This window comes from Salinicola rhizosphaerae (assembly GCF_014652715.1).
In the GTDB taxonomy this organism is placed as follows: domain Bacteria; phylum Pseudomonadota; class Gammaproteobacteria; order Pseudomonadales; family Halomonadaceae; genus Salinicola; species Salinicola rhizosphaerae.
Window position 1 is genome coordinate 645870 of sequence record NZ_BMZI01000001.1, and the last position, 25088, is coordinate 670957.

General features: G+C 62.3%; 22 protein-coding genes and 2 tRNA genes. 4 read left to right on the plus strand and 20 right to left on the minus strand.

All coding sequences use genetic code 11. From position 1 onward, the window contains the following. Positions 1-34: 34 nt before the first annotated feature. The 5 genes from IE125_RS02860 to IE125_RS02880 form a co-directional block, all read right to left on the minus strand. Entirely contained in the window at positions 35-868 is an 834-nt protein-coding gene (locus IE125_RS02860) for an HDOD domain-containing protein (protein WP_189443058.1), read from the minus strand. A gap of 149 nt (positions 869-1017) precedes the next feature. Further along, positions 1018-1094: transfer RNA gene (locus tag IE125_RS02865), tRNA-Val, on the minus strand. A 21-nt stretch (positions 1095-1115) separates the two neighbouring features. Beyond that, positions 1116-1192 (minus strand) — tRNA-Val (locus tag IE125_RS02870). A 151-nt stretch (positions 1193-1343) separates the two neighbouring features. After that, on the minus strand, positions 1344-2852 hold the full coding sequence (gene glpK, locus IE125_RS02875) for a glycerol kinase GlpK (RefSeq protein ID WP_189443059.1): 1509 nt from the start codon (positions 2850-2852) through the stop codon (positions 1344-1346). Positions 2853-2924: 72 nt separating this feature from the next. Next, entirely contained in the window at positions 2925-3653 is a 729-nt protein-coding gene (locus IE125_RS02880; RefSeq protein ID WP_229808882.1) for an MIP/aquaporin family protein, read from the minus strand. Between the two features lie 372 nt (positions 3654-4025). Between IE125_RS02880 and IE125_RS02885 the strand changes: the two genes are divergently transcribed. The 3 genes from IE125_RS02885 (at position 4026) to IE125_RS02895 (ending at position 7704) form a co-directional block, all read left to right on the plus strand. Beyond that, positions 4026-4808 (plus strand): DeoR/GlpR family transcriptional regulator, encoded by a 783-nt coding sequence (locus IE125_RS02885; protein ID WP_189443060.1) that lies wholly within the window; start codon positions 4026-4028, stop codon positions 4806-4808. A gap of 175 nt (positions 4809-4983) precedes the next feature. Continuing rightward, positions 4984-6504, plus strand: a complete 1521-nt coding sequence (gene glpD, locus IE125_RS02890) for a glycerol-3-phosphate dehydrogenase (RefSeq protein ID WP_189443061.1) — start codon at positions 4984-4986, stop codon at positions 6502-6504. 123 nt (positions 6505-6627) lie between these two features. Further along, on the plus strand, positions 6628-7704 hold the full coding sequence (locus IE125_RS02895; protein ID WP_189443062.1) for an endonuclease/exonuclease/phosphatase family protein: 1077 nt from the start codon (positions 6628-6630) through the stop codon (positions 7702-7704). A gap of 110 nt (positions 7705-7814) precedes the next feature. On the opposite strand, the gene oadA is transcribed toward IE125_RS02895, so the two are convergent. Further along, a complete protein-coding gene (gene oadA, locus IE125_RS02900; RefSeq protein WP_189443063.1) occupies positions 7815-9632 on the minus strand; it encodes a sodium-extruding oxaloacetate decarboxylase subunit alpha in 1818 nt (605 codons plus the stop codon). A gap of 58 nt (positions 9633-9690) precedes the next feature. Continuing rightward, complete coding sequence (locus IE125_RS02905) at positions 9691-11106, minus strand: acetyl-CoA carboxylase biotin carboxylase subunit (protein ID WP_189443064.1); 1416 nt, start codon at positions 11104-11106, stop codon at positions 9691-9693. A 137-nt stretch (positions 11107-11243) separates the two neighbouring features. On the opposite strand from IE125_RS02905, the gene IE125_RS02910 reads away from it, so the two are divergent. Then, complete coding sequence (locus tag IE125_RS02910) at positions 11244-12230, plus strand: LysR family transcriptional regulator (RefSeq protein WP_189443065.1); 987 nt, start codon at positions 11244-11246, stop codon at positions 12228-12230. Positions 12231-12236: 6 nt separating this feature from the next. Here IE125_RS02910 and IE125_RS02915 read toward each other — a convergent pair whose 3' ends face one another. The 13 genes from IE125_RS02915 to IE125_RS02975 form a co-directional block, all read right to left on the minus strand. Continuing rightward, positions 12237-12755: a GAF domain-containing protein gene (locus IE125_RS02915; protein WP_189443066.1), complete on the minus strand. Its 519-nt coding sequence runs from the start codon at positions 12753-12755 to the stop codon at positions 12237-12239. Between the two features lie 266 nt (positions 12756-13021). Further along, entirely contained in the window at positions 13022-14011 is a 990-nt protein-coding gene (gene lipA, locus IE125_RS02920; RefSeq protein WP_229808883.1) for a lipoyl synthase, read from the minus strand. Between the two features lie 50 nt (positions 14012-14061). Next, the gene (gene lipB, locus IE125_RS02925) at positions 14062-14727 is read right to left on the minus strand and encodes a lipoyl(octanoyl) transferase LipB (protein WP_189443197.1); all 666 of its coding nucleotides are present in this window, start codon (positions 14725-14727) and stop codon (positions 14062-14064) included. Between the two features lie 5 nt (positions 14728-14732). Beyond that, positions 14733-15020: an HP0495 family protein gene (locus IE125_RS02930; RefSeq protein ID WP_189443068.1), complete on the minus strand. Its 288-nt coding sequence runs from the start codon at positions 15018-15020 to the stop codon at positions 14733-14735. Between the two features lie 186 nt (positions 15021-15206). Beyond that, positions 15207-16427, minus strand: a complete 1221-nt coding sequence (locus IE125_RS02935; protein ID WP_189443069.1) for a D-alanyl-D-alanine carboxypeptidase family protein — start codon at positions 16425-16427, stop codon at positions 15207-15209. Between the two features lie 27 nt (positions 16428-16454). Continuing rightward, positions 16455-17453, minus strand: coding sequence for a septal ring lytic transglycosylase RlpA family protein (locus IE125_RS02940; RefSeq protein ID WP_189443070.1), 999 nt, complete (start codon positions 17451-17453; stop codon positions 16455-16457). Further along, positions 17453-18451 carry a lytic murein transglycosylase B gene (gene mltB / locus IE125_RS02945; protein WP_229808884.1) on the minus strand — a complete coding sequence of 333 codons (999 nt, stop codon included), beginning with the start codon at positions 18449-18451 and terminating at the stop codon, positions 17453-17455. The genes IE125_RS02940 and mltB overlap by 1 nt, the downstream gene beginning before the upstream one ends. A 139-nt stretch (positions 18452-18590) precedes the next feature. Next, positions 18591-19733 carry a rod shape-determining protein RodA gene (gene rodA, locus IE125_RS02950; protein WP_189443072.1) on the minus strand — a complete coding sequence of 381 codons (1143 nt, stop codon included), beginning with the start codon at positions 19731-19733 and terminating at the stop codon, positions 18591-18593. Continuing rightward, on the minus strand, positions 19723-21618 hold the full coding sequence (gene mrdA, locus IE125_RS02955; protein WP_189443073.1) for a penicillin-binding protein 2: 1896 nt from the start codon (positions 21616-21618) through the stop codon (positions 19723-19725). The genes rodA and mrdA overlap by 11 nt, the downstream gene beginning before the upstream one ends. Positions 21619-21855: 237 nt before the next feature. After that, entirely contained in the window at positions 21856-22323 is a 468-nt protein-coding gene (gene rlmH, locus IE125_RS02960; protein WP_189443074.1) for a 23S rRNA (pseudouridine(1915)-N(3))-methyltransferase RlmH, read from the minus strand. Continuing rightward, on the minus strand, positions 22320-22697 hold the full coding sequence (gene rsfS, locus IE125_RS02965) for a ribosome silencing factor (RefSeq protein WP_189443075.1): 378 nt from the start codon (positions 22695-22697) through the stop codon (positions 22320-22322). Before rsfS ends, rlmH begins: the two co-directional genes overlap by 4 nt. A gap of 49 nt (positions 22698-22746) precedes the next feature. Next, on the minus strand, positions 22747-23424 hold the full coding sequence (gene nadD, locus IE125_RS02970) for a nicotinate-nucleotide adenylyltransferase (RefSeq protein WP_229808901.1): 678 nt from the start codon (positions 23422-23424) through the stop codon (positions 22747-22749). 67 nt (positions 23425-23491) lie between these two features. Continuing rightward, positions 23492-24775 carry a glutamate-5-semialdehyde dehydrogenase gene (locus IE125_RS02975; protein WP_229808885.1) on the minus strand — a complete coding sequence of 428 codons (1284 nt, stop codon included), beginning with the start codon at positions 24773-24775 and terminating at the stop codon, positions 23492-23494. Between the last annotated feature and the right edge of the window lie 313 nt (positions 24776-25088).

A 25088-nucleotide genomic window follows, 5' to 3' on the forward strand; every position in this document is an offset into this window, starting at 1 on the left:
AAGCCGGGCAGCGGCCTGCGCCAACGTCCACACGTCAGGATAGAAAGATATCGAGTTCGTCGTCCGAGCGAACCACCTGCAGGATCTCCTCGTACAACGTGAGTAGATCCAGCGCCAGCGGCCTTCGAATTTCCTTCGGCATTTCACCCAGCGCATGCTCCTCGCGACGCCCGTTGGCGATGTTGCGATACAGGCCGATCGCCAGATGCACCGCGGCCGCGTAGGGTGAGAACGGCACGGCCTCGAGGGGGTTGTCCTGATACGTGAGCGCGACGCAGATCGTCTCGGGAAACCGCCAGCGTCGCCCCAGCTCAGAGCCGACCTCGCTGAAGGTGTAGCCGAACTGGTTGGCCTCCAGCTCCGCTCTTGGCGCGCCCTGCTCCACCAGCGCATCGATGCGCCCCATCAGCGCCGGATCGCCGATATGCATCAACGCCGAGCCGACGTGATGAAGAATGCCGCAGGTGAAAGCGGTTTCTGGTGACAGTGCTTCAAGGCGGCTATGACGGACGATGGTGCGGCTGATGCTCGCCACCATGAAGGATTCGCGCCAGAACGTCTTGCGATCGAGTCCGGGCACATCCTTGAGCATGCCGACCATGCCGGACGCGATGACCAGCGTGCGAACCCGATCGAAGCCGAGCAGCAGCAGTGCGTCGTCGATGGACGAGACATTGCGCCCGACGCCGTAGCGCACGGAGTTCGCCGAGCGCAGCAGCTTCAAGCTCAGGTTGGGATCCTTGCGGATGGTGGCCGAAACCCGGTGAACGCTGATTCTGTCGTTTTCGAGACTGGCCATGAGTTCGGCGACGACCGCGGGGACACTAGGCAGTTTATGAATATGCTCAAAGAGCGAATCGAGGGACATGATTGACTCCTGCGTGAGGCGACCATGGTAGCGCTCGACGGTCAAAATGTCGTGGTAACAGCGGCGTGGCAACCTGTCGCCCGAGGAAGGCGCCCCTCAACAGCCCAACGCAAAAAACCCCGAGCCGTCAGGTCTCGGGGTTTCGAAACTGGTAGGACCGAGCGGATTTGAACCGCTGACCTCCACGATGTCAACGTGGCGCTCTAACCAACTGAGCTACGGTCCTGAAGTATCGAAGGAGCAGTCATGGTAGGACCGAGCGGATTTGAACCGCTGACCTCCACGATGTCAACGTGGCGCTCTAACCAACTGAGCTACGGTCCTGCTCCCTCTCAACGCTGCGCTATTCTACTGATTTCCAAGCGTTGTGCAACACATCCGTGCAAGTTTTATCGAGCGTATTTCACGCCCTCGTCGTTGGTTGCACAACGTCCTCTTGGGGGTTCGAAGCGCACGTTCGAGACGACAGCTGAAATCAGGAGTCGACCTCGAACGCCATGGTCGCCTTGACCGCCTTTTTCCAGCCGGCGTAGATCCGTTCGCGGTCGGACTCACCCATCTGCGGTTCGAAACGCCGTTCCAGCGCCCAGCGTTCGACGATCTCGTCTCGAGAGTGCCAGAAACCGACCGCCAAACCGGCGAGATAGGCAGCACCGAGCGCGGTCGTCTCGTTGACTTCGCAGCGCAGCACGTCGACGCCGAGAATATCCGCCTGGAACTGCGCCAGACAGTTGTTGGCGATGGCGCCGCCGTCCGTGCGCAGTTCGGTCAACGCAATATCAGCGTCTGCCTGCATCGCCTTGAGCACGTCGGTGCTCTGGAACGCCATGGATTCGATCGCGGCACGGATCATCTGCTCCTTCGACGTGCCGCGGGTCAGTCCGAACATGGCACCGCGCACATTGGAGTTCCAGTATGGCGCCCCTAACCCGGTGAAGGCCGGCACCAGGTAAACTCCATCGCTGGACCCGGCACGCTCGGCGTAGGCTTCCGAGTCGGAAGACTTGCCCAGCATGCGCAGGCCGTCGCGCAGCCATTGAATGACCGATCCCGCGACGAAGACGCTACCCTCCAGTGCATACTCGAGCGTACCGTCGATTTCCCACGCCACGGTGGTCAGTAGACCATTCTGCGAAGGCGTGGCTTCGGTGCCGGTGTTCATCAACGTGAAGCAGCCGGTGCCGTAGGTATTCTTGGCCATTCCCGGCTCGAAACAGGCCTGACCGAATAGCGCGGCGTTCTGGTCGCCGGCCATCCCCGCCAGCGGGATCTCCTGACCGAACAGGAACTTGGGCAGCACATGGCCGTAGACTTCGCTGTTCGATTTCACTTCGGGGAGCATCGATTCGGGTACGCCGAACAGCTCCAGCAGCTCCGGGTCCCACTGCCGCTTGCGAATGTCGAACAGCATCGTGCGCGACGCGTTGCTGACGTCCGTCACGTGGACCTTGCCCCCGGTCAGGTTCCAGACCAGCCAGGTATCCACCGTGCCGAACAACAGCTCGCCGCGCTCGGCCTTTTCCTTGACGCCGTCCACGTTGTCGAAGATCCACTTCAGCTTGGTCGCGGAGAAATAGGCATCGACCACCAATCCGGTCTTCTCACGGATCATGTCGGCGTGACCGGCCTTGCGGATCTCGTCGCAGATCTCGGCGGAGTGACGCGATTGCCAGACAAGCGCGTTGCAGACGGCTTGTCCGGTCTTCTTGTCCCAGACCACGGTCGTCTCGCGCTGGTTGGTGATCCCGATCGAGGCGATCTCCGCGACATCGACGCCGCTGTTATTGATCACCTCAGTCAGGGTGGTGAGAACGCTGGTCATGATTTCGCGCGGGTTATGCTCTACCCACCCGGAGCGCGGAAAAATCTGTTCGAATTCGCGCTGCGCGACGCCAGCGACCCGACCTTCGTGATCGAAAAGCATCGAACGGGAGCTTGTCGTGCCCTGATCAATGGCGAGAACGTATTTCTTACTCTGACTCATGGGTACCTCCGCGTGAACGCATGTCATGAAGTAGCTTAATCAGACCACTACCGTTTTCAATAAACGCCGTTTTCAATAAAAGCCGACCACCAGCGCCGCCAGCGTGCTGCCGATGACAGGACCGACAATGGGCACCCAGGCATAGGACCAGTCACTACCGGCCTTGTTGCCGATCGGCAACAGCGCATGGGCGATTCGGGGCCCGAGATCCCGGGCCGGGTTGATGGCGTAGCCCGTGGGGCCACCGAGCGAGGCGCCGATCGAGACCACTAGCAGTGCCACCGCCAGCGGACCCAGTCCGGAAGGCGTGTGCCCGAACAGCAGAATGACGAAGATCAGCACGAACGTACCGATGATCTCGGTCACCAGATTCCACAACGGGGAGCGAATGGCGGGAATGGTCGAGAACGTGGCCAGAATCGCACCGGCATCGTCAGTGCCGTCGTAATGTCGCTTGTAGGCCAGAAAGCAGAGCACGGCGCCGAGAAAGGCCCCGGCCAGTTCCGCGACGAAGTAGGCAAGCGTGGTCGCCAGCGTGATCGGAATCCCCGGTGCGTACTCGGTCGCCGGCCCGACGAGCAGCGCCAGCGTCACCGCGGGGTTGAGATGTGCCCCGGTGCTGTAAGCGATGTAGACACCGCAGAATACGGCCAATCCCCAGCCGAAAAAGATGACGATACCGTCACTACCGTTACCGTTGGTGCCCTTGAGCAACACGTTGGCCACGACGCCGCAGCCCAGCAGCGTCAGACAAGCCGTACCCGTGATTTCATGCAACAGAATCGTTTCGATAAGAGTCATGGAACATCCTTGATGGGATCAGGCCGTGAAAGGCCGGCACCGGCTTAATTTCCTTAGCGAAAATACTATTTCTTTTTCGAACATCCCACCGTCGTTTCCGAAAATCGTTCGTCCTGTCGGCAACCTCGGGCGCTAGACTTTATAAGCCTTTAATTCGTAAAGAGAAAGACAGATCTTATACTTTGGTCGGAAGACATCTATCACGAGTCGATAAGCCCCCCATTGACGACAAGATTTGCGTAATATGTTCGCAAAGGCTTCTCGGTGTTCCCCTTGGAAGAGCCGGGTTGTGAATCGAAGATTCGACACTCGTTCGGAGTGCATCACACTAAGGTAAGACGCGACCCAGCGCCCTTGGATACAGGAAGACCCATGACCCAGCAGGAACGCCATGAAGCCATCGTCGAACTGGTCAGGCGACAGGGCTATGTCTCGATCGAGGAACTTGCCAATACCTTCGACGTGACGCCCCAGACCGCCCGCCGCGACCTCAACCTGCTGGCTGAAGTCGGCGCCCTGAAGCGCGTCCACGGCGGTGCGGGTATCGAGTCCAGCACCGTCAACACGGCGTATCACACACGCAAGACGCTGAATCTGGAGGCCAAGCAGCGCATTGCCGAACTCCTCGCTAGCCGCATTCCGGATTCGGCCTCTCTGTTCATCAACATCGGTACCAGCAACGAATTCATCGCCGAGGCGCTGTGTCGCCACAGCGGGCTGGAGGTCATCACCAACAACCTCAACGTTGCCGCTATCCTCCAGCAGAAAACCGACTTCAACGTGATCGTTGCCGGCGGACAGGTTCGCTCTCGTGATGGCGGTATCATCGGCGAAGCGACCATCGACTTCATCAACCAGTTCAAGGTCGACTACGGCATCATCGGCATCAGCGGCATCGACCGCGACGGCTCTCTTCTAGAGTTCGACTATCAGGAAGTCCGGGTCGCGCAGGCCATCATTCGCAACTCACGCCAGGTATTTCTAGCGGCGGATCACACCAAGTTCCGCCGTAATGCAGTCGTTCGCCAAGGCAACCTGGCGCAGCTCGATGCCTTCTTTACCGACAGACCGCCCCCCGAGCCGCTGGTGCAGCTGATGCGCGAAAACGATGTCGCGCTGCATGTCGCCATGCCCGACACGGACACCAAGATCTGAAATCACTGATTCCGATGACATCTCCAGTTCGGAAGATGACGGTATCGCAGTAGCGCCGGTTGACGCGGCTATGACGATGATCGACAAAATTCATCGGCATGAAGCGTTTTCGAATTGATGTTCGGGTTTGATTACTCTATGTTCGAATCCGAAAACATAATCGACGGAGGCTGACATGGCACCGACAGAGCAGACTTACGACCTCGTCGTGGTGGGCGGTGGTATCAACGGCACCGGCATCGCCAACGATGCTGCAGGCCGTGGCCTTTCCGTGCTGCTCTGCGAGCAGTCGGATCTGGCCAGCGCGACCTCGTCGGCCAGCAGCAAGCTGATTCACGGCGGATTGCGCTATCTCGAACATCGCGAGTTCCGACTGGTCAGGGAAGCGCTGCGGGAGCGGGAAGTCATGCTTCGCAAGGCACCGCACATCGTCTGGCCGCTGCGTTTCATCCTGCCGCACCAGCCACACCTGCGGCCGGCGTGGATGATTCGCACGGGTCTGTTTCTCTATGACCACCTCAGTCACCGCGACAGTCTGCCCAATGCCAAGGCACTGAAGTTCGACGCCAATGGACCGCTAGTTCCCGAGATCAAGCGCGGATTCGAATATTCCGATTGCTGGGTCGACGATGCCCGGCTGGTGGTGCTCAATGCCCTTCAGGCACAGGAGAAAGGCGCGGACATTCGCATTCGCACGCGCTGTACCGACGCGCATGAAGAGAACGGCGAGTGGGTCGTCACGCTGGAAGACCAGCTTTCGGGCGAGAGCCAGACGGTACGCGCCAAGGCACTGGTCAACGCCAGCGGGCCTTGGGTCGAATCCTTCGTCAAGGGCAACGCCAAGCGCGACTCGCGCTACGGTATTCGCATGATTCAGGGCAGCCACCTGATCGTCCCGCGCCTGAACGACGACGACCGCGCCTACATCCTGCAGAACAAGGATGGGCGCATCGTCTTCGTGCTGCCGTATCAGAAACAGTACAGCCTCATCGGCACAACCGACCGTCGTTACCAGGGTGACCCGTCCAAGGTCGGTATCGGTGATGAGGAGATCGATTATCTGCTCGACGTGCTCAACAGCCACTTCGTCAAGCAGCTGGGACGCGATGACATCATTTCGACCTATTCTGGCGTGCGCCCGCTCTGCGACGACGAGTCGGAAAACCCGTCGGCGATGACGCGCGACTACACGCTCGATCTCGACCGTCATGGCGCCCCGCTGCTGTCGATCTTCGGTGGCAAGATCACCACCTATCGCAAGCTGGCCGAGGCGGCCCTGCATAAGTTGCAGCCGCTGATGCCGAACATGGGGCAGGCATGGACCGCAGAGGCGAAACTACCGGGGGGTGATATTGGCACGCGAGAGCAGTTCATCCAGCGTCTGCTCGCCGACTACCCCTTCCTGGGCCCGGAGCGCGCCGAGCGCTTCGCTTCGAGCTACGGCTCCCTCTGCCTCAAGTTCCTGGAAGGCAAGCAGAGTCAGGAGTCGCTGGGGCAGCATTTCGGCGCCGGACTGACGCGCGCCGAGGTCGACTACCTGATCGCTTATGAATGGGCTCGGACGCGCCAGGATATTCTGTGGCGGCGCACCAAGCTGGGGCTGCGTCTCACCGAGGACCAGCAGGAAGCACTGGAGACTTATCTCGAGTCGCACCCCGACCTCGCCACGGCGCAGCCCGCCGCCGCCACCCCCTGAAAGAGCCGCCGCAACCTCTTGAAAGAAAGGTACGCCGAGAGACACGTCAGTTGGCTGTGATCGTCCCTATCTCTGCTAACCTGATCACGCTCGGCGCCCTTTCCCGTCAAGAGGAACGACCATTTGCTTCAGTCCCTTTTTACTCTGCTCGGCGTGCTGGTTCTCCTGATCACGCTGATCCCTTATCTCAAAATTCGCCACTGGAGCGTGCGCAGCTTCGACTTCCCGCTGCTGCAGATCGCCATCATCGCCACCGCACTCGCACTGCTGCAGCTCATGTGCGAACCCGAGGCCTGGTGGCACTGGGTTGGCGTGGCGTCGAGCCTGGTCGCCGCGATCATCCAGTGGGTTCGCATCTATCCTTGGACGCCGCTTTCCCGTTGCATGGTCGTCAAGACACGCGAGCGCAAGCCCGAGCGGGAGCTGAAAATCCTCGTATCCAATGTGCTGACGCCGAACCATCAGTCCGATAAGTTGATCGCGCACGTCAGGCGACATCAGCCCGACATTCTGCTGACGCTGGAATCCGATCAGTGGTGGGGAGATGAGCTCGACGCTGCCATCGGCGAGCAACTACCGGAGGCGGTGCGCATACCGCTGGATAATCTTTACGGTATGCACCTCTATTCGCGCCTGCCCTTGGAAGAGACGGAGATCAAGTGGCTGATACAGGATGACATCCCGTCTATTCACACTTGGGTCAGGTTGAAAGGCGGTGATCGCATCCGATTTCACGCCGTGCACCCTCGTCCGCCGGCGCCGTCGGAAAGCGAAGAGTCTCTCTGGCGCGACGCCGAGCTATTGCTCGTCGGCAAGGATATTGCCCGGCATGCCCTGCCTACGGTGGTCGCCGGCGATCTCAACGACGTCGCCTGGTCGCGCACCAGCAAGCTGTTCTGCAAGGTCAGTGGCATGCTCGACCTAAGACGAGGCCGCGGGCAGTACAGCACCTTCCACGCCAAGTATCCGCTGCTTCGCTGGCCGCTGGATCACGTCTTCGTCACCGAGCACTTCACGCTGGTCAACATGCAAAGGCTTTCGGAGGTCGGCTCCGATCATTTTCCGATTCTCGTCACGCTCTGCCACAACCCGGCTCGGGCCGACGAGAACGAACCCGAGGCGGCCAACGCCGAGGAGCGGGAAGATGCCGAGGAAACCATCGAGGAAGCCCGGCAACGTCACGGTGAAGACCCCGTCTGAGTTCTCGTTCGGTCGATCCAACGCGAGACCGCATCGATGACGCGAACACAGATGTAGAACGGGGCCATTCGGCCCCGTTCTCTCATTGATCGTCGATCATTGCCTGCCCGTCAGGCGATCTCGATCAACACCTCCCCCGGCGTCACACGGTCGCCTTTGGCAACGTGGACCGCCTTGACCGTGCCACCGACTCTCGCCTGCACTTCGGTCTCCATCTTCATCGCCTCGGTGATCAGTACCGCCTGCCCTTCCTTCACGCTGTCTCCCTCGGCGACCAGTACCTCGACGATGTTGCCCGGCATCGAGGTGGAGACATGACCCGGTTCGCTGGCACTGGCGCGTCCTCCGCCGCCCTTGGTCTCCTTAACGAATTCATCCTTGGCCTCGAAAACGACCTCTTCCGGCATGCCGTCCAGCGTCAGATAGACTCGGCGCTTGCTGCCCTGGCCACTACCGACGCCGGTGATCTGCACTTCGTAGGATTCCCCGTGCACGTCGATGACGAATTCCGTCGGCACGCCTTCGGCGACCGGTCGCCCGGCGGAAGGACTGCTCGGCGCAGGGATCGCCTCGGGCACCAGCTTGCCGTCGCGGCGGTTTTTCAGATAGTCGCGGCCCAGATCCGGGAACATCGCAAAGGTCAGCACGTCCTCTTCGTTCTCGGCGAGATCGCCGATCTCTTTGGCGAGACGCTGCATCTCCGGCTTCAATTGATCGGCCGGACGCCCTTCGTCCACCGGCTCGTTACCGATCGCCTTGCGCCGAATTTCCTCGTCGACCGCCGCGGGTGGCTGCCCATAGCCACCCAGCAGATAGCGCTTCACTTCGTTGGTGATCGACTTGTAGCGCTCGCCGGTCAGCACATTCATGGCTGCCTGAGTGCCGACAATCTGCGAGGTCGGCGTCACCAGCGGGGGATAGCCGAGATCGGCACGCACCCGCGGTATTTCATCGAAGACATCCTGTATCCGGCCCAGCGCATTCTGTTCCTTCATCTGGTTGGCCAGGTTGGACATCATGCCGCCCGGCACCTGCCAGATCTGGACGCTCACGTCCTCACGCGTGTATTCGCTCTCGAAGGCCGCGTACTTTTTGCGCACCTCGCGGAAGTAGTCACCGATCTCCTTGAGCGCGACCAGATCCAGCCCCGTATCGTGAGGCGTGCCCTGGAAGGCCGCCACCATCGCTTCAGTGGAAGGATGACTCGTGCCGCCCGCGAAGGCGGAGTTGCAGGTGTCGATGTAACGACACCCCGCCTCGACTGCCTTCATCTGGCTCAGGGCGGCCAGCCCGGAAGTCGCGTGCGCGTGCAGATGCACCGGCACATCGACCGCACCTACCAGCGCGGCCACCAGTTCACCCGTCGCGTAGGGCGTCAGAAGCCCCGCCATGTCCTTGATCGCGATGGAATCGGCCCCCATGTCGACCAGCCGCTTCGCCTGATCCACATACATTGCCAGCGTGTGAACCGGACTGACGGTATAGCAGATCGTGCCCTGGGCATGCTTGCCGCTGGCCTTGACCGCCTTCATGGCGGTCTCGAGGTTGCGCAGGTCGTTCAAAGCATCGAAGACGCGGAAGATATCGATGCCGTTGTCCGCCGAGCGGGCGACGAAGCGCTCGACCACATCGTCGGCGTAGTGGCGATAGCCCAGGAGATTCTGACCCCGCAGCAACATCTGCAGAGGCGTGTTGGGCAGTGCCTCGCGCAGCGACTGCAGCCGCTCCCAGGGATCCTCCTTCAGAAAGCGTACGCAGGCATCGAAGGTCGCCCCACCCCAGACCTCAAGAGAGTGAAAGCCGATGGCATCCAGTTTGGCGCAGATCGGCAGCATGTCTTCGGTTCGCATGCGTGTCGCGATGAGCGACTGATGCCCGTCGCGTAGCACCACATCACTGATTTTCACGGCGTCAGCGTTGGCGTTCATGAGTCATCTCCTGAGCGAAACATTCTATTGTCATCACGTTCGGTGCGCCGGTCCGCTGTCAAAGACCAGCATGTGCCGCAATGGCCGCGGCGATTGCCAGCGCTGTCTGCTCCGGGTTGCGCTTGACGGAATACTCCAGAAGCTCCGGATGCGCGGGCACGAAACCGGTATCGAAACGACCGCCGCGAAAATCGGGATGACGCAGAATTTCCTGATAATAGGGAGCTGTCGTCTTGACGCCTTGAAGCCGCATGTCATTGAGCGCGCGAATCCCGCGATCGAGCGTCTCTTCCCACGTCATGCCCCAGACGATCAGCTTCAGACACATCGAATCGAAATAGGGCGGGATGGTGTAACCCGTGTAAATGGCGGTGTCGGTGCGAACGCCCGGCCCTCCAGGGGCGTAGTATCGGGTGATGCGTCCGAAACTCGGCAGGAAATCGTTCTTGGGATCTTCGGCGTTGATGCGAAACTGAATTGCGTAGCCCTGATGCGCGATGTCCTCCTGGCGATAGGCCAGGCGGTCGCCGGCCGCGATGCGCATCTGCTCGCGCACGATATCGACCCCCGTGATCGCTTCGGTGATCGTGTGCTCGACCTGAACCCGGGTGTTCATCTCCATGAAAAAGACTTCGTTGTCCTTGACCAGGAACTCCACCGTACCCGCGTTTTCGTAACCGACGGCGCGCGCGGCACGCACCGCCATCTTGCCGACGTAGCTGCGCTGCTCCGGGGTCAGCTGGGGACTGGGGGCAATTTCGATCAGCTTCTGGTTGCGGCGCTGAATGGAGCAATCGCGCTCGAAGAGATGGATCACGTTGCCGTGCCCGTCGGCCAGTATCTGGACTTCGATGTGATGCGGGTCGACGACGCATTTTTCCATGAAGACTTCGGCGCTGCCGAAGGCTTTGGTCGCCTCCGAGATGACCCGATCCCACGCCTGCTTGAGCTGATCGGCGGTGTCGCAGCGCCGAATGCCTCGCCCGCCACCGCCGGAGGTCGCCTTGAGCATGACCGGATACCCGATCTCCTCGGCCACGACCAGCGCCTCGTCGATATCGGCGAGATTGCCGTCCGAGCCGGGCGTCACTGGAACGCCCGCGTCACGCATGGCGCTCCTCGCGGCGGTCTTGTCTCCCATTCTGGCGATGACGCCAGCACTCGGACCGACGAACGCGATTCCCCCTTCGGCACAGACTCTGGCGAACTCGGCGCTCTCCGAGAGAAAGCCGTAGCCCGGATGAATCGCATCACAGCCGGTCTCGCGCGCCAGATTCACCAGGCGCCGTGGATCGAGATAGCCGGCCAGCGGGTCATCACCGACGAAGTGCGCTTCGTCGGCTCGTTTGACATGCAGCGAGAACCGATCCGGCTCGGTATATATCGCCACGGAACGGATGCCCATCTCGGCGCACGCCCGTACAATACGTACGGCGATCTCACCGCGATTGGCGATCAGCAATTTCTTGAACATTGTCTGCCCTCCGGCGTGCATCTAGCTCGGCGCGTTGTCGTGCCTCCTACGCTAGTCATCCGGGGACCAATAGAAAAATTGATATTTCTTTGCCAAGCTATAAGGGATACCTTATAGCCGACCATGAGGGCGATCCGATGACGCGACCTAATCTACTGAATCGACTGACATTTCGTCAGCTTCAGGTATTCCAGGCGGTGCATCGGCAGCAGTCCTATTCGCGGGCCGCGGAGCAGCTGGGATTGACGCAGCCCGCGGTGAGCGCCCAGATCCGACAGCTGGAACAGGCGCTGGGTCAGCCATTGTTCAAGTACGCCGGCAAGGTTCTCCACGTGCTACCGGCAGCGGACGCGCTGGCCGCCTCGGTGCAGTCGATCTTCGGGCAGGTATCGAGTCTTCAGATGGAGCTTTCGGAGCTCGCCGGAACGATTCGTGGGGAGCTAAACATCGCGGCGGTGTCGACGGCGCAGTACGTCGTACCCCATATTCTCGCGCGATTTCGCGCACGCTATCCGGAAGTGCAGATTCGGCTGCGGGTCTGCAACCGCGTGCAGGCGCTGGAAAGACTGGCAGAACGACGCGATGATCTGGTGATCATGGGCATGGTGCCGGACGACCCCAATCTGGTCTTCATGCCGATTCTGGATAACGAGCTGATTCCGGTCGTGTGGCCGGGCCACCCGCTGGTGACGGCGACCAAGCCCACCCTGGAGGATTTTGCGCGCCACTATCTGCTGATGCGCGAGCCCGGATCCGGCGCTCGGACCGCGTTCGAGGATTTCGCCGCCCGCGAACGCGTCTCCCTGCATCACACGCTGGAGATCGGCACCAACGAAGCGATCAAGCAGGGTGTCATGGCACATCTCGGCGTTGCCGTACTGCCGCGCCTGGCCGTTCAGCTGGAGATCGCTTCGGGTCTGCTGGCAAGCCCGAGCATTCCTGGGTTTCCATTGCGCCGCTCCTGGTGCACGGTCTACCCTAAGGACCGTTATCCCACGCCGGTCACCGAGCTCTTTCTACGGTTCGTGCGTGAGTTGCTCCCCGAGCTCAACGCGCACTTCCGCGCCCCGATGACGCCGATCGAAACGCCTACGCTGCTATGCCTGCCGGCCGAGGAGGACTGAGGCGCGTCAGCCTAGCGTCTGACTCGCCTGCACTCGATGCACGTGAAGGCGAATCAGCTCCTCGGCCTGCGAGGCGAGCAGACCGAGCCGCTCGAGATCATCGTCCTTGAAGGCCCTTGGTAACGTGCCGATCAAACAGATCGTGCCGATGCAGATGTCCGGCTTCACGAATAGCGGGTAGCCCGCGTAGAACCGGATGAAGGGCTCATCCGTTACCAGCGGATTGTCGGCGAAACGAGGATCCTTGAGCGCGTTGCACACCACCATGGGTTGGCCATCCGCGACGACGTGACCGCAGAACGAGATCCGCCGCGGTGTTTCGCAGATGCTCAGTCCGTGACGCGACTTGAACCACTGGCGATCCTCGTCGATCAGCGTGATCAGAGAGGTGGGCACATCGAATATCTGCGTTGCCAGCTCGGTTAGCCGATCAAGCCCTTCATCGGCCTCGGAATCAAGCAGCTGAAGCTCTCGGAGCGTGGCGAGGCGGGAATCTTCATTCAGAGGTAGATCGGGTGCAATCATGGCGAACTCTCGATAGGACGATACAGCATCGAAGGACATCGCAACCGGGCATAGCCAGAACCAGACAACATGCTACCGACGCCATTATCCGCTCGAACGCGGACTTTCCATACGACGATCTCGGCGAAACGGATGCAGCAATTTGACGTTTGGTCACGATTCTCTGTTACGAGACGCAACAGATCGGGCCCGCCGATGGCTCATCGGACAGGCCCGCGTTGGCTGGGTTCAACGATGTCACGCGCACCGCTCACGATCGGGCATCGTCACCTGACCTCGACACCGTGTGCCTGCTTGTCGGCGTGATAGGAAGAACGAACCAGCGGCCCCGAAGCGACGTGCTTGAATCCCATTGCCCTGCCCTGCTCGGCGAACCAGTCGAACGTGCTCGGATGGACCCAGCGATCGACTGGCAGGTGGTTGCGCGAGGGCTGCATGTACTGACCCAGCGTCAGCATGTCGACGTCATGCGCGCGGAGGTCCCGCATCACCTCGATCACCTGCTCATCCGTCTCGCCCACGCCAAGCATCAGACCCGATTTCGTCATGACTTCGGGGCGGCGAGCCTTGTACCCTTTCAACAGATCGAGCGACCACTGGTAATCGGCGCCGGGCCGCACCTTGCGATACAGCGAGGGCACCGTTTCGAGATTGTGGTTGAACACGTCGGGCGCTTCGCCCTCCAGGATGTCCAGTGCGACCTGCATTCGACCGCGAAAATCGGGCACCAGCACCTCGATCTCGATATCGGGGCTGTCTCGCCGGATCTCGCGAATGCAGTTGGCGAAGTGTCCGGCCCCGCCGTCACGGAGATCGTCACGATCGACCGACGTGACCACGACGTAGTTCAAGCCCATCTCGGCGATCGCCTCGGCCAGCTCGCGCGGTTCGTTCTCGTTCAGCGCATTGGGCCGCCCGTGGGCGACATCGCAGAACGGGCAGCGCCGCGTGCAGATATCCCCCATGATCATGAAGGTTGCGGTCCCGCCGCTGAAGCACTCGCCAAGATTCGGACAGGACGCCTCCTCACAGACAGTGTGTAGACCATGCTTGCGGAGCGTCTGCTTGATATGTGTTACCTGAGGAGACACCGGCATTCTGACCCGCAGCCAATCCGGCTTCTTCGGCAGCGTTTCGGTCGGTATCACCTTCACCGGAATGCGCGAGACCTTGTCCGCGCCACGCAGCTTCACTCCGCGCTCGGCGCGTCCCGGCTTCTTGATTTCGGGCGATTGCACGACGGTCGTCTCGGTCATGGATACCATCCTGATATTTCGTTGAAGTTTGGTGCCGACAGCAGGCACTGTCAGACAGGCACCACCGGCATCAGCGCCGCAGGTAGCTCGGATTGCATGTGCGCCTCGGCGCCCAGACGTCGCGCAATGCAGGCCGTCAGCCGGTCGGCTTCCCGGGAGAGCGCCAGCGGAGCATCGACCCAATCGCGCAGCTGCGTCATCTTCAGTCCCGCGTAACCGCAGGGATTGATTCTCGCGAAGGGCGCCAGGTCCATATCCACGTTGAGCGCGACACCGTGGAAACTGCAGCCACGGCGAATGCGCAATCCCAACGAGGCGATCTTGTCATCGCCGACGTAAACCCCGGGCGCATCGGCCCGCGCCCGTGCCTCGATGCCGTGCTGCGACAGCGCATCGATCACGCTCTCCTCCAGCAGCGACACCAGCTCGCGCACGCCGAGCCCGGCACGGCGGACGTCGAGCAGGGGATAGACGACGATCTGCCCCGGGCCGTGATAGGTCACCTGCCCTCCCCGATCACTCGCCACCACCGGAATATCGCCCGGCATCAGCACGTGTTCGGCCTTGCCCGCGCGTCCTTGTGTGAACACCGGCTCGTGCTCGACCCACCAGAGCTGATCCGGCGTCTGGCTGTCACGCGTGTCGGTGAAATCCCGCATGGCTTGCCAGATGGGCAGGTAGTCCCGGCGCCCCAGCCGATAGCACTCGAGCAGCATGTCGCTCAAAGCACCATGTGCACGCGGCCGGTGGCTTTCAAGTCCTGAAAGAGCGCATCGAGCTGAGCTTCACCCGTGGCATGCACCATGACGCGAAGCGACTGGAAGCGGCCATTACGGCTATCGGAGAGCTTGACCGACGCGCGGTCGAAGCCCGGCGCATGTCGTTCGACGACATCACTGACGGCCTCGACGAAGTCATCGGCTGCGTCGCCGACGATGCGAATCGAATAATCGCAGGGAAACTCGATCTTGGGGCGTGGCAGATCGACGTCATTGGGTGTCTGGGTCATGGCAAGATACATTGCGGCAATTTGCCACCATTCTACGCAACATGAGCGGCGCCACCAACTCGAAGCCGTCAGATCGACTGTCGATCAGCCGGTTCGCCGGCCAACGCTCGCTGACCGATCCGCTAAATCAAAAAACCGGCGCACAAGGCGCCGGTCTGGTGTTACCGCGAGTCATGCGAGCATCGCTCAGTCGAACAGCCCCTGCACGAAGAGCACGATGCTGTCCCATACGCGTTTGAAAATACTGCCCTCTTCGACACCTTCCAGCGCGACCAGCGGCTCCTGACCAAGAACCTCGTCACCAGACTTGATCTCGAGAGAGCCGACCTGCTGGCCCGCCTGGATCGGCGCATGCAGGGTTTCCGGCAGATTGAGTCGCGCCGTCAGATTATCGGCGCTACCGCGCGGCACGGTCATGGTGACGTCGTTCTGCACGCCGAGACGCACCGTGTCGCTGGCACCACCCCAGACGCGCGCCTGATTGAGCACGGAACCGGCATCATACAGCTTGCGCGTCTGATAGAAGCGGAAGCCGTAATTGAGCAGACGCTGGGTTTCGGCCGCGCGCGCTTCGTCGGATTCGGTGCCCATGACCACGGCGATCAATCGCGTGTCCTGCTTCTTGGCGGAAGCGACCAGGCAGAAGCCGGCAGCATCGGTATGGCCGGTCTTGAGGCCGTCGACATCCGGATCACGCCACAGCAGGCGGTTACGGTTAGGTTGGCGAATGCCGTTGTAGGTGAAGTACTTCTCGGAATAGACCTTATAGTGGTCCGGATAGTCCTGAATGATGTGCCGCGCCAGAATCGCCAGATCGTGCGCCGTCGAGTAATGATCATCGTGCGGCAGCCCGGTCGGGTTCATGTAGTGGGTGTTCTTCATGCCCAGCCGCTGCGCCTGCTGGTTCATCAGGTCCGCGAACGCCGACTCGCTCCCTGCCACGTACTCGGAGAGCGCCACGCTGGCATCGTTGCCGGACTGCACCACCAGCCCGCGAAGCAGATTTTCGACCGTGACCTGGGTGCCTTCGCGCACGAACATGCGCGACCCGCCGGTACGCCAGGCGTTCTCGCTGATCGTCACCTTGTCGCTATCGGAGATGCTGCCGCGCTCGATCTCCTGTTCAACGATATAGGCCGTCATCATCTTGGTCAGGCTGGCCGGCGGCAAGCGCTTGTCCGCGTCATGGGCGACCAGTAGTTTGCCCGTGGAGGCATCCATCAGCGCCCAGGAAGAAGCCGCCAGTTCCGGCGGAGACGGAATGAGCTGCTGTGGCTGCGGATTTGCCGCCGGCATCTGGCTGTCGGGCGTCGGCTGCTGCGCGCTGACCGGCGATGAAAGCAGCCCCAGGCATAGCGACGCGGAGATGACCAGGCGCGAAAAAGACGAAGTGAACAACGCTTTCATGGCAATCGATTTCTCACAAAACAGAGGTTACTGGGTGGGCGATACGACAAACGTCTGGTGATAGCCGGCGTCATTCAAGGTCGTACGAACGCGCTCCAGCGACGCCAGATCATCGATGGGACCGACCTGAACACGATAAAGAGAGGCTGCATTGTCGATGCGGACGGGTTGTGACAGCAACCCTTGCAGGCGATTTTTCAGGGCCTGAGCGTTGGCGGCAGAGCCCAGCGCGGCAACCTGCAGATAACGGGAACCCGCTGCTGCGGGAGAGGAGCGAGAAGCCTCCGCCGTGGTGACTGGCCCGGGCTGCACCGCCGGCGAGTCATCAGCGGCAGCCAGAACGGGATCGATGCGAGCGGCATAATCCCCGTTGGCGCCACTCGTGTTACTCGCCGAGGCCCGGCCGCTGCCGGCAGAGCGCGTCGCCGCGACACCCGACCTCTGGCCACCGATCGACTGACCGTGGGTCCGCGCCCAGACGATCGGGTCGATGGCCTCGACCTTTACCCGCCCCGTACCGCCCTTGAGGATGTTCAACCGTGCCGCGGCGGCATAGGAGAGATCGATCAGGCGATCACTATGAAACGGGCCGCGGTCGTTGACCTTGACGATGACCTGACGCCCGTTGTCGAGATTGGTCACTCTGGCATAGGTCGGTAACGGCAGCGAGCGGTGCGCCGCGGTCATCTTGTACATGTCGTAGGTGTCGCCACTGGCGGTGTCGTAACCCTGAAACTTAACGCCATACCAGGAAGCACGGCCTTCCGCCACGTAGCCGGTCGGGTCCGAAAGCACATGATAGGTCTTGCCCCAGACCTGGTAGGTGGAGCGATTGCCGCTCTTGGCGCGAGGCTCGACCTTGGGCACCGCATCCGGCACGTTCGACACGTCTTCCGGCGAATCCGGATAGGCGTCCTGCCCCATCGAATAGCGGCCGCTGCTCGCCGGCCCGCCGCCGCCCGCACAACCCGCTAGCACCGCGGCAAGCAGTGCCACTATCAGCAGCCGATGATGGAGAAAACGCATCAAGACGTTCCTTCCATCGCCGTCTGGATACGCTGAGCCAGCGTCGCTACCGCCATGGCGTACAGGTGGCTGTGGTTATACCGCGTGATGACGTAGAAGTTTTTAAGCCCCAGCACGTAGCGCACGTGGCCATCGGCAAAATCGAGCGCCAGCGGCGTGACGTCATCTGTCGGCTCGAGATCGCCTGCGGTCGGCACGATACCGACATCCGCCAACGCCTGGACCGACGTATCCGGCGGCTCGGTACGGTTGAAGGCGATCGACGACGGCGGCTCATGTGGCCCCCTGGCCTCGACGAGTACCGCGCGATCGGGCTGCCAGCCATGCTTGGCAAAGTAGTTCGCGACGCTGCCGATCGCATCGACGGGATCGTTCCACAGATCCTTGATGCCATCGCCGTCGAAGTCGACCGCATAGGCCTGGTAGCTGGTGGGAATGAACTGCGGGTAGCCCATGGCGCCGGCGTAGGAGCCGACTTCGGTGGTCGGATCGACGCCCTGCCCCAGCGTGATCTGGAGAAACGCTTCCAGCTCGCCGCGAAAGAAGGCACCACGCGACGGGTGGTGAAACGCCAGCGTCGACAGCGAATCCAGGACTCGGTGCGTTCCCTTGTGTCGACCATACTGCGTCTCGACACCCAGGATCGCCACGATCACCTCGGGTGCGACACCGTATTCACGCTGTGCGCGAGCCAGCGCCTCACGATGGGCACGCAGGAAAGCGACGCCCTGACGAATACGCGCCGGTTGGATGAAGATATCGCGATACTCGTCCCATCGAAGGCGGCGCTCGGCGGCATGACTCATGGCATCGAGCACCTGAGGCCGGAGCTGCGCCTGGCGCATCGTCGCCACGAGCTTGTCGGCCGGAAGCCCCTGCTGGGCCAGCGAGTCGAGCATCTCGCGCACGTCAGGATGTGTATCGGGATCGAAACCGCTGTCCGCAGCGGCGACAGACTGGCCCGCCCCGGCGGAGATCGCCAAAGCCAGCAGGCTCACCCCGATGAGGCCCGGACGTCCATGCTTCCCCGATGATGGCGACCGCGAACGACATGCTGCTCTGAATGCCCACTTCCTTGGCATGCGCGACTGACTCCCTGCTGCAACCTGTTCGCCGTGGCCTGCGACCCGCGCTATCTCAATGCTTGAGCAGCCGCCGGTGCGTATGAATCGACATGAGAATACCGAAGCCGGCCATCAAGGTCACGCTGGAGGTCCCTCCATAGCTGACCAACGGCAGCGGCACGCCGACCACCGGCAGAATCCCGGTGACCATGCCGATGTTGACGAACACATAGATGAAAAAGGTGAGCACGATGCTGCCAGCGAGCAGCCGACCGTAGGTATCCTGAGCGTTGTTGGCCATGACCAGACCACGAGAGATCAACAGTAGATACAGCACCAGAATGGTCGCCATGCCGATGAGGCCGAACTCCTCACCCAGCACCGCCACGATGAAATCCGTGTGACGCTCGGGTAGAAACTCGAGCTGCGACTGGGTGCCCAGCCCCCAGCCTTTACCTTCGAGGCCACCACTGCCGATGGCGGTTTCGGATTGAATGATGTTCCAGCCCGCCCCCAGCGGATCACTCTCGGGGTTGAGAAAGGTCAACACCCGCTGGCGCTGATAGTCGTGCATGTTGAACCACAGAAGCGGCGCCGCACCGCCGGCCATCACCGCCAGCGCGAGAATGAAGCGCCATGACAGCCCCGCCAGCAGAATGACGAAGACCGCCGCACAGGTAACCAGCATGGATGTGCCGAGGTCTGGCTGCCGCGCGATCAGCAGTACGGGAAGCGCGATGATCACCGCGCAGACGACCAGATCCCTCCAGGAGGGGGGCAACGGTCGCCGATGCAGATACGCCGCCAGCATCATCGGCATCGCGATCTTCATCAGCTCCGAAGGCTGAAACCGTAACGGGCCGATCTCGAGCCAGCGCTGCGCGCCCATGCCGATATCGCCCATGATCTCCACGGCGATCAGCATCAGCAGGCCGACGCCATAGGCAAGCGGCGTCAGCCGTCGCAGCGTCGATGGCGTCAGCTGGGCAATGACGATCGCGCCGGCGAAGGCCAGCACCATGCGAATAGCCTGGGCGACCGTAGTCGACTCCGACATGCCACTCGCGCTGTAGAGCACCACCAGCCCGAAGGAAACCAGCAGCAGCAGGATCGACAGCAGCCAGGGATCGAGATGCAGGCGCAGCCAGATCGATCGCTTGCGACCGACGCGAGCACCTGCCGGACGCGGCGCGGTGCGTTGAAAATCAATCGCCATCGAGACTCTCGACCTCTTCGTTGATGGTCGTCGGCAAGGTGTCGTCGAGCTTGCCATCGTGCAGGACCCAGGCGTCGGTCAATTCACGCCCCAGCTCGGAGATACCGCCGCCGGCGTTCTCCACGATCATCGCGATGGCGATCTGCGGGTCCTCCACCGGCGCGAAGCCGATAAAGAGCGCATGATCGCGCAGCCGCTCCTCCAGCTCGTCGGCGTCGTACTTCTGGTTCTGCCCCAGCGAGAAGACCTGAGCCGTGCCGGTCTTCGCGGCCATGTCGTATTGAAGCCCGACTCCCGCCTTGCGAGCCGTTCCCTCGGGGCCGCTGATGACCGCCTCCATGCCTTTGAAGACATCCTGCCACCAGCGATCCTGATCCACCTTGACGTCCGGCTTGGTGTCGGCAAACGGCGGCTTGACCGCCTCTTCACCGATATCCTCGGCGAGATGCGGCCGCACCCAGTGACCGTGATTGGCAAGCGTTGCGGTCGCGGCCGCGAGCTGCAACGGCGTGGCCATGAAGTAACCTTGACCGATCCCCGCCGAAAGGGTCTCGCCAGGAAACCAGGCCTGGTTGTATTTCTCGCGCTTCCACTCGCGTGACGGCATCAGACCGGCTGACGCGCCCTGTACGTCCAGGGAAGTCACTTCGCCGAAACCGAACTCGTGCATGAACGAGGAGAGACGGTCGATGCCCAGCCGATAGGCCATGGTATAGAAGTAGGTGTTATTGGAGACCTCGAGCGCGCGCTCGAGATCCACGCGACCATGCCCCCAGCGCAGCCAGTTATGATAGCGGCGGTCGTCGTTGGGCAGTTTGAAGTAGCCAGGGTCGTAGATGATGTCGTTCGGCTTGACCACACCGTTCTGCAGAGACGCCAGCGCCTCGAACGGCTTCACCGTGGACCCCGGCGGATACTGGCCGCGAGCGGCGCGATTGTAGAGCGGCAAATCGGGGTCCTGCTGCAGCCCCTGGTAGTCGTCGTAAGAGATACCGGTCACGAACTTGTTGATGTCGAAACCGGGCGCCGAGACCATCGCCAGGATGTCTCCGGTCTTGGGTTGAATCGCCACGATCGCGCCGCGGCGACCGTCGAGCAGATTGTAGGCCATGTGCTGGAGCCGGCTATCGATGGTCAGCGTCACGTCCTTGCCCGGGACCGGCGGCTGACGGTCGAGCTCACGCAGAACGCGCCCTCGCGCATTGGTCTCGACCTTGCGCAACCCTGCCTTGCCGTGTAGCTGGCCTTCGTAGGTGTACTCGACACCCGTCTTGCCGATGAAGTGCGTGCCGGCGTAGTTGCCAGGATCGAGATCGGCCAGCTCGTCGGCGTTGATGCGACCCACATACCCCAGCACGTGAGACATCACGATCGGGTCGGGATAGTAACGCACCAGCTGCGCCTCGACCTCCACGCCACTCAGGAGATACCGATTGACGGCCAGCCGTGCAATCTGGTCCTGGGTCAGGTCGCTCATCAGTAGCGCCGGCTGGTAAGGGCGCTGACGCTGCCTCGACCGCTCCTTGAATGTCGCGACCTCGTCCTCTGGCAACCCGAGAATCTGCACCAGGCGTTCGAGCGTCTCGTCCAGATCATCGACCCGTTCACGCACGATGGTGAGATTGTAGGTGGGCCGGTTCTCGGCCAGCAGTTTGCCATTGCGATCGTAGATGAGCCCGCGCCGCGGCGGTAGCGGCTCCACCCGCATCCGGTTATTGTCGGACCGGGTGGTGAAAACATCGTGCTTGACGACCTGGAGATAGAACAGCCGCCCCACGAGACCGCCGGCCATCAGCAGGATCAGCGCGGCGGCGAGCAGCGAGCGATTGCGGAAGACTCGGCTTTCCCGGAGGTGATCCTTGTCAGTGGGGCGACGCTTACGCATGAGAGCGACACTGCCTCAGGCAAGCGAGAAACAACGGGCGAGGCGACGCCGGGCTACGGGAAGCAATGTACGGCAGGACCGAGTGGCGTCGAGCTGGGGCGTCGGGTAGCAACAAGCGACTGACTCTCTGACTGGAGAACGACTCGCCCCGACGGCGGGACGTTGGATAAACAGGGAACGACCGCGCCGGGGCTCGGACTCACGGACGTCGACGCTGTCGGCCGGCACGTGCAGCGGTCAGCGGTGGTACGGGTGGCCCACCAGCAGCGTCCAGGCGCGATAGACCTGCTCCGCCAGTAACACCCGCACCAGCGGGTGCGGCAGCGTCAGCGCGGAGAGTGACCAGCGTGCCTGCGCCCGCTTTACGATTCGCGAATCGAGACCGTCCGGGCCACCGACCGCCAGGACGACGTCCTGACCGCTCTGACGCCAATCACCCAGCCGATCAGCGAGCGTTTCGGTCGACCAGACAGCGCCTCTGACCTCCAGCGCAATCACAAGTTCCTGATCGCGAATCTTTTCGAGCATCCGATCGCCTTCCGCCTGGATGGCACGGGCGATATCGGCGTTCTTGCCACGCGCGCCGGCCGGGATCTCGACGACTTCGAACGGCATCTCGCGCGGCATTCGCTTGCGGTACTCGTCCACGCCCGTCTCGACCCAGGCCGGCATTCGGGTACCGACCGCCAGCAGCCGGATTTTCACCCGCGCAGCTCTTGACGCTCTCCGCTCGTGGCCGCGCGCTGCGCGTCGACCGGCAGATCAGCCCACAGCCGCTCCAGATCATAGAGCTTGCGAGTTTCCGGCATCATGACGTGGACGACCACATCGCCCAGGTCGACCAGCACCCACTCGCCGCTCTGCTGCCCTTCAATGCCGAGAGGACGGGAACCCGCTTCTTTAGCCTTGTCGATGACGTTGTTGGCCAGGGCGGTCACGTGGCGCGAGGACGTACCGCTCGCCACGACCATGACATCGGTCACGCTGGTCAGTTCGGCCACGTCGAGTTCCACCACGTCCTGCGCCTTGAGCTCGTCGAGCGCTTCGACGACCAGCGATTTGAGAGTATCTGTCTGCATAGCTCCTCATGAGGAAATTGCCACCCCCGGAATCCGGGAATCGCGCATTCTACTCCGATCCATCGCGAACGCCAGCACCGGCGCCCGCTGCAACGGCGCCGTGACGGCGATACAGCCCGCGCCGCTCGATATAGGCCTCGACGGCCTCCGGCAACAGATAGCGAACGCTGCGCCCGCCCTGCAGCCGGTTACGCACTTCGGTGGCGGCGATCGCCATGCGACTGGGCAGACGAAGCCTCAGCAGATTGCCGCACGGAGCCGCCATCATCGCGCTCACCGAGGCCACCTCCCGCCCCTCGATCAGGCTGGCCAGCGCCGGCTCGAGCGGCGCTTCGTGATCAGGCCTGTCGATGACGACAATATGGGCCAGCGAGAGCAGCGCCTCCTTGCGGTGCCAGCTGGGCAGGCCGAGAAAGGCGTCATGGCCCACCGCCATGACCAGGCGTGCCTGCTCGCCAAGCTCCTCTCGCAGCGAGGCCAGCGTGTCGACCGAGTAGGAGTGCCCGCTGCGGCGAATCTCGCGATCGTCGGCGAGCAGCCCCGGCGTATCGCCGATCCCTGCCGCGAGCATGGCCAGACGGTGCTCGGCGGAGATGCCTGGCACCTCCCGGTGCGGCGGCACATGGACGGGAATCATGTGAACGCGGTCGAGCCCCAGCACTTCGCGGAGCTCCACTGCGCTGCGCAGGTGGCCGAGATGGACAGGATCGAACGTGCCCCCGAGCATGGCCACGCATGCCGGCCCGTCCGGCGACCGCGCCGAGCTCCCCGCCCCGCTCGCGTCCGCCGCCCGCTCAGCGCCTGACATGACCGTCGCCAAACACGACATACTTGCGCGTCGTCAGCCCTTCGAGCCCCACAGGCCCGCGCGCGTGAAGCTTGTTGGTCGAGATGCCGATCTCGGCGCCCAGGCCGAATTCGAACCCGTCGGCAAATCGGGTCGAGGCGTTGACGATCACCGAGCTGGAGTCCACCTCGGTCAAGAATCGCCGCGCCATCGTCACGTTCTCGGTGACGATGGCATCGGTATGCTGCGAGCCGTAACGGCCGATATGCTCGACCGCCTGATCGAAGTCGTCGACGACGCGAATGGCAATGATCGGCGCCAGATACTCGGCCGCCCAGTCCGCCTCGGTGGCCGGCAGAGCATCGGCAATGATGCCTCGCGTGCGGTCGCAGCCGCGGATCTCGACACCCTTGTCGCGATAGATCGACGCGATGCGCGGCAGTGCCACGGCCGCGATGTCGACGTGGACCAGCAGTGTTTCCATGGTATTGCAGGGCGAGTAGCGCTGCGTCTTGGCGTTATCGGCAATGGCGACCGCCTTGTCGAGGTCCGCCTGCGCGTCGAGATAGACGTGGCATACGCCGTCCAGGTGCTTGATCACCGGCACTGTCGCTTCGGACGCGATGCGGGCAATGAGCGACTTTCCGCCGCGTGGCACGATGACGTCGACGAACTCCGGCATGGTGATCAGCTCGCCGACGGCGGCGCGATCGGTCGTCGCCACGATCTGCACGGCAGCCTCGGGGACGGCCGCATCCTCGAGGCCGGCGCGGATACACTCGGCGATGGCAGCATTGGTGGCTGCCGCTTCCGACCCGCCACGCAGGATGCAGGCATTGCCCGATTTCAGGCACAGGCTCGCCGCCTCGATGGTGACGTTGGGCCGTGACTCGTAGATGATGCCGATCACCCCGAGCGGCACGCGCATCTGCCCGACCTGGATACCGCTGGGCTGATAGCGCAGTCCGTCGATTTCACCGACCGGATCCGGCAGACTCGCCACCTGCCGGACGCCGGCGATCATGGCGTCGATTCTGGCCGGCGTCAGCGCCAGCCGATCCAGCAGTGCCTCGCTCAGCCCTCGCGCGCGACCGTTTTCCAGATCGCGCTGATTGGCCTTTGCCAGTGCCGGCCGAGCGGCCTCGATACGCTCGACGATGGCGTCGAGGGCGGCGTTCTTGCGCCCGCTATCGATACGGCGCAGCGCGGCGCTCGCCTGACGGGCGCTCTCGCCCAGCGCGCGCATGTAGCGCGTGATGTCACCGACTGAGTCGGTCGCGGTCTGCTGCATGGCGTACTGTCTCTTCGTTTTGCATGAGGACGCGGGGTCGTCCGTAAAGGCGTTCCGTCGTCAGCCAGCCGGTCGTTATTCAGCCGAATACTCTCCAGCCAAACACTCTTCAGTCGAATGTTGTCCAGCCGAGTATTGTCCAACCGAACACCGCCCAGCCGAACTTGACCGAGGCATGAGCTGGTCTACGGCGACGCTACCCGCACAGGTCATGGCGTCGGCGAGCTCGATCGTCGAGCGGGAGAAGACCGCATGACGGCCGATAACACCTTGTCCCCGATCATGATTCGCGCTATACGGCCCCGTGAGAGGC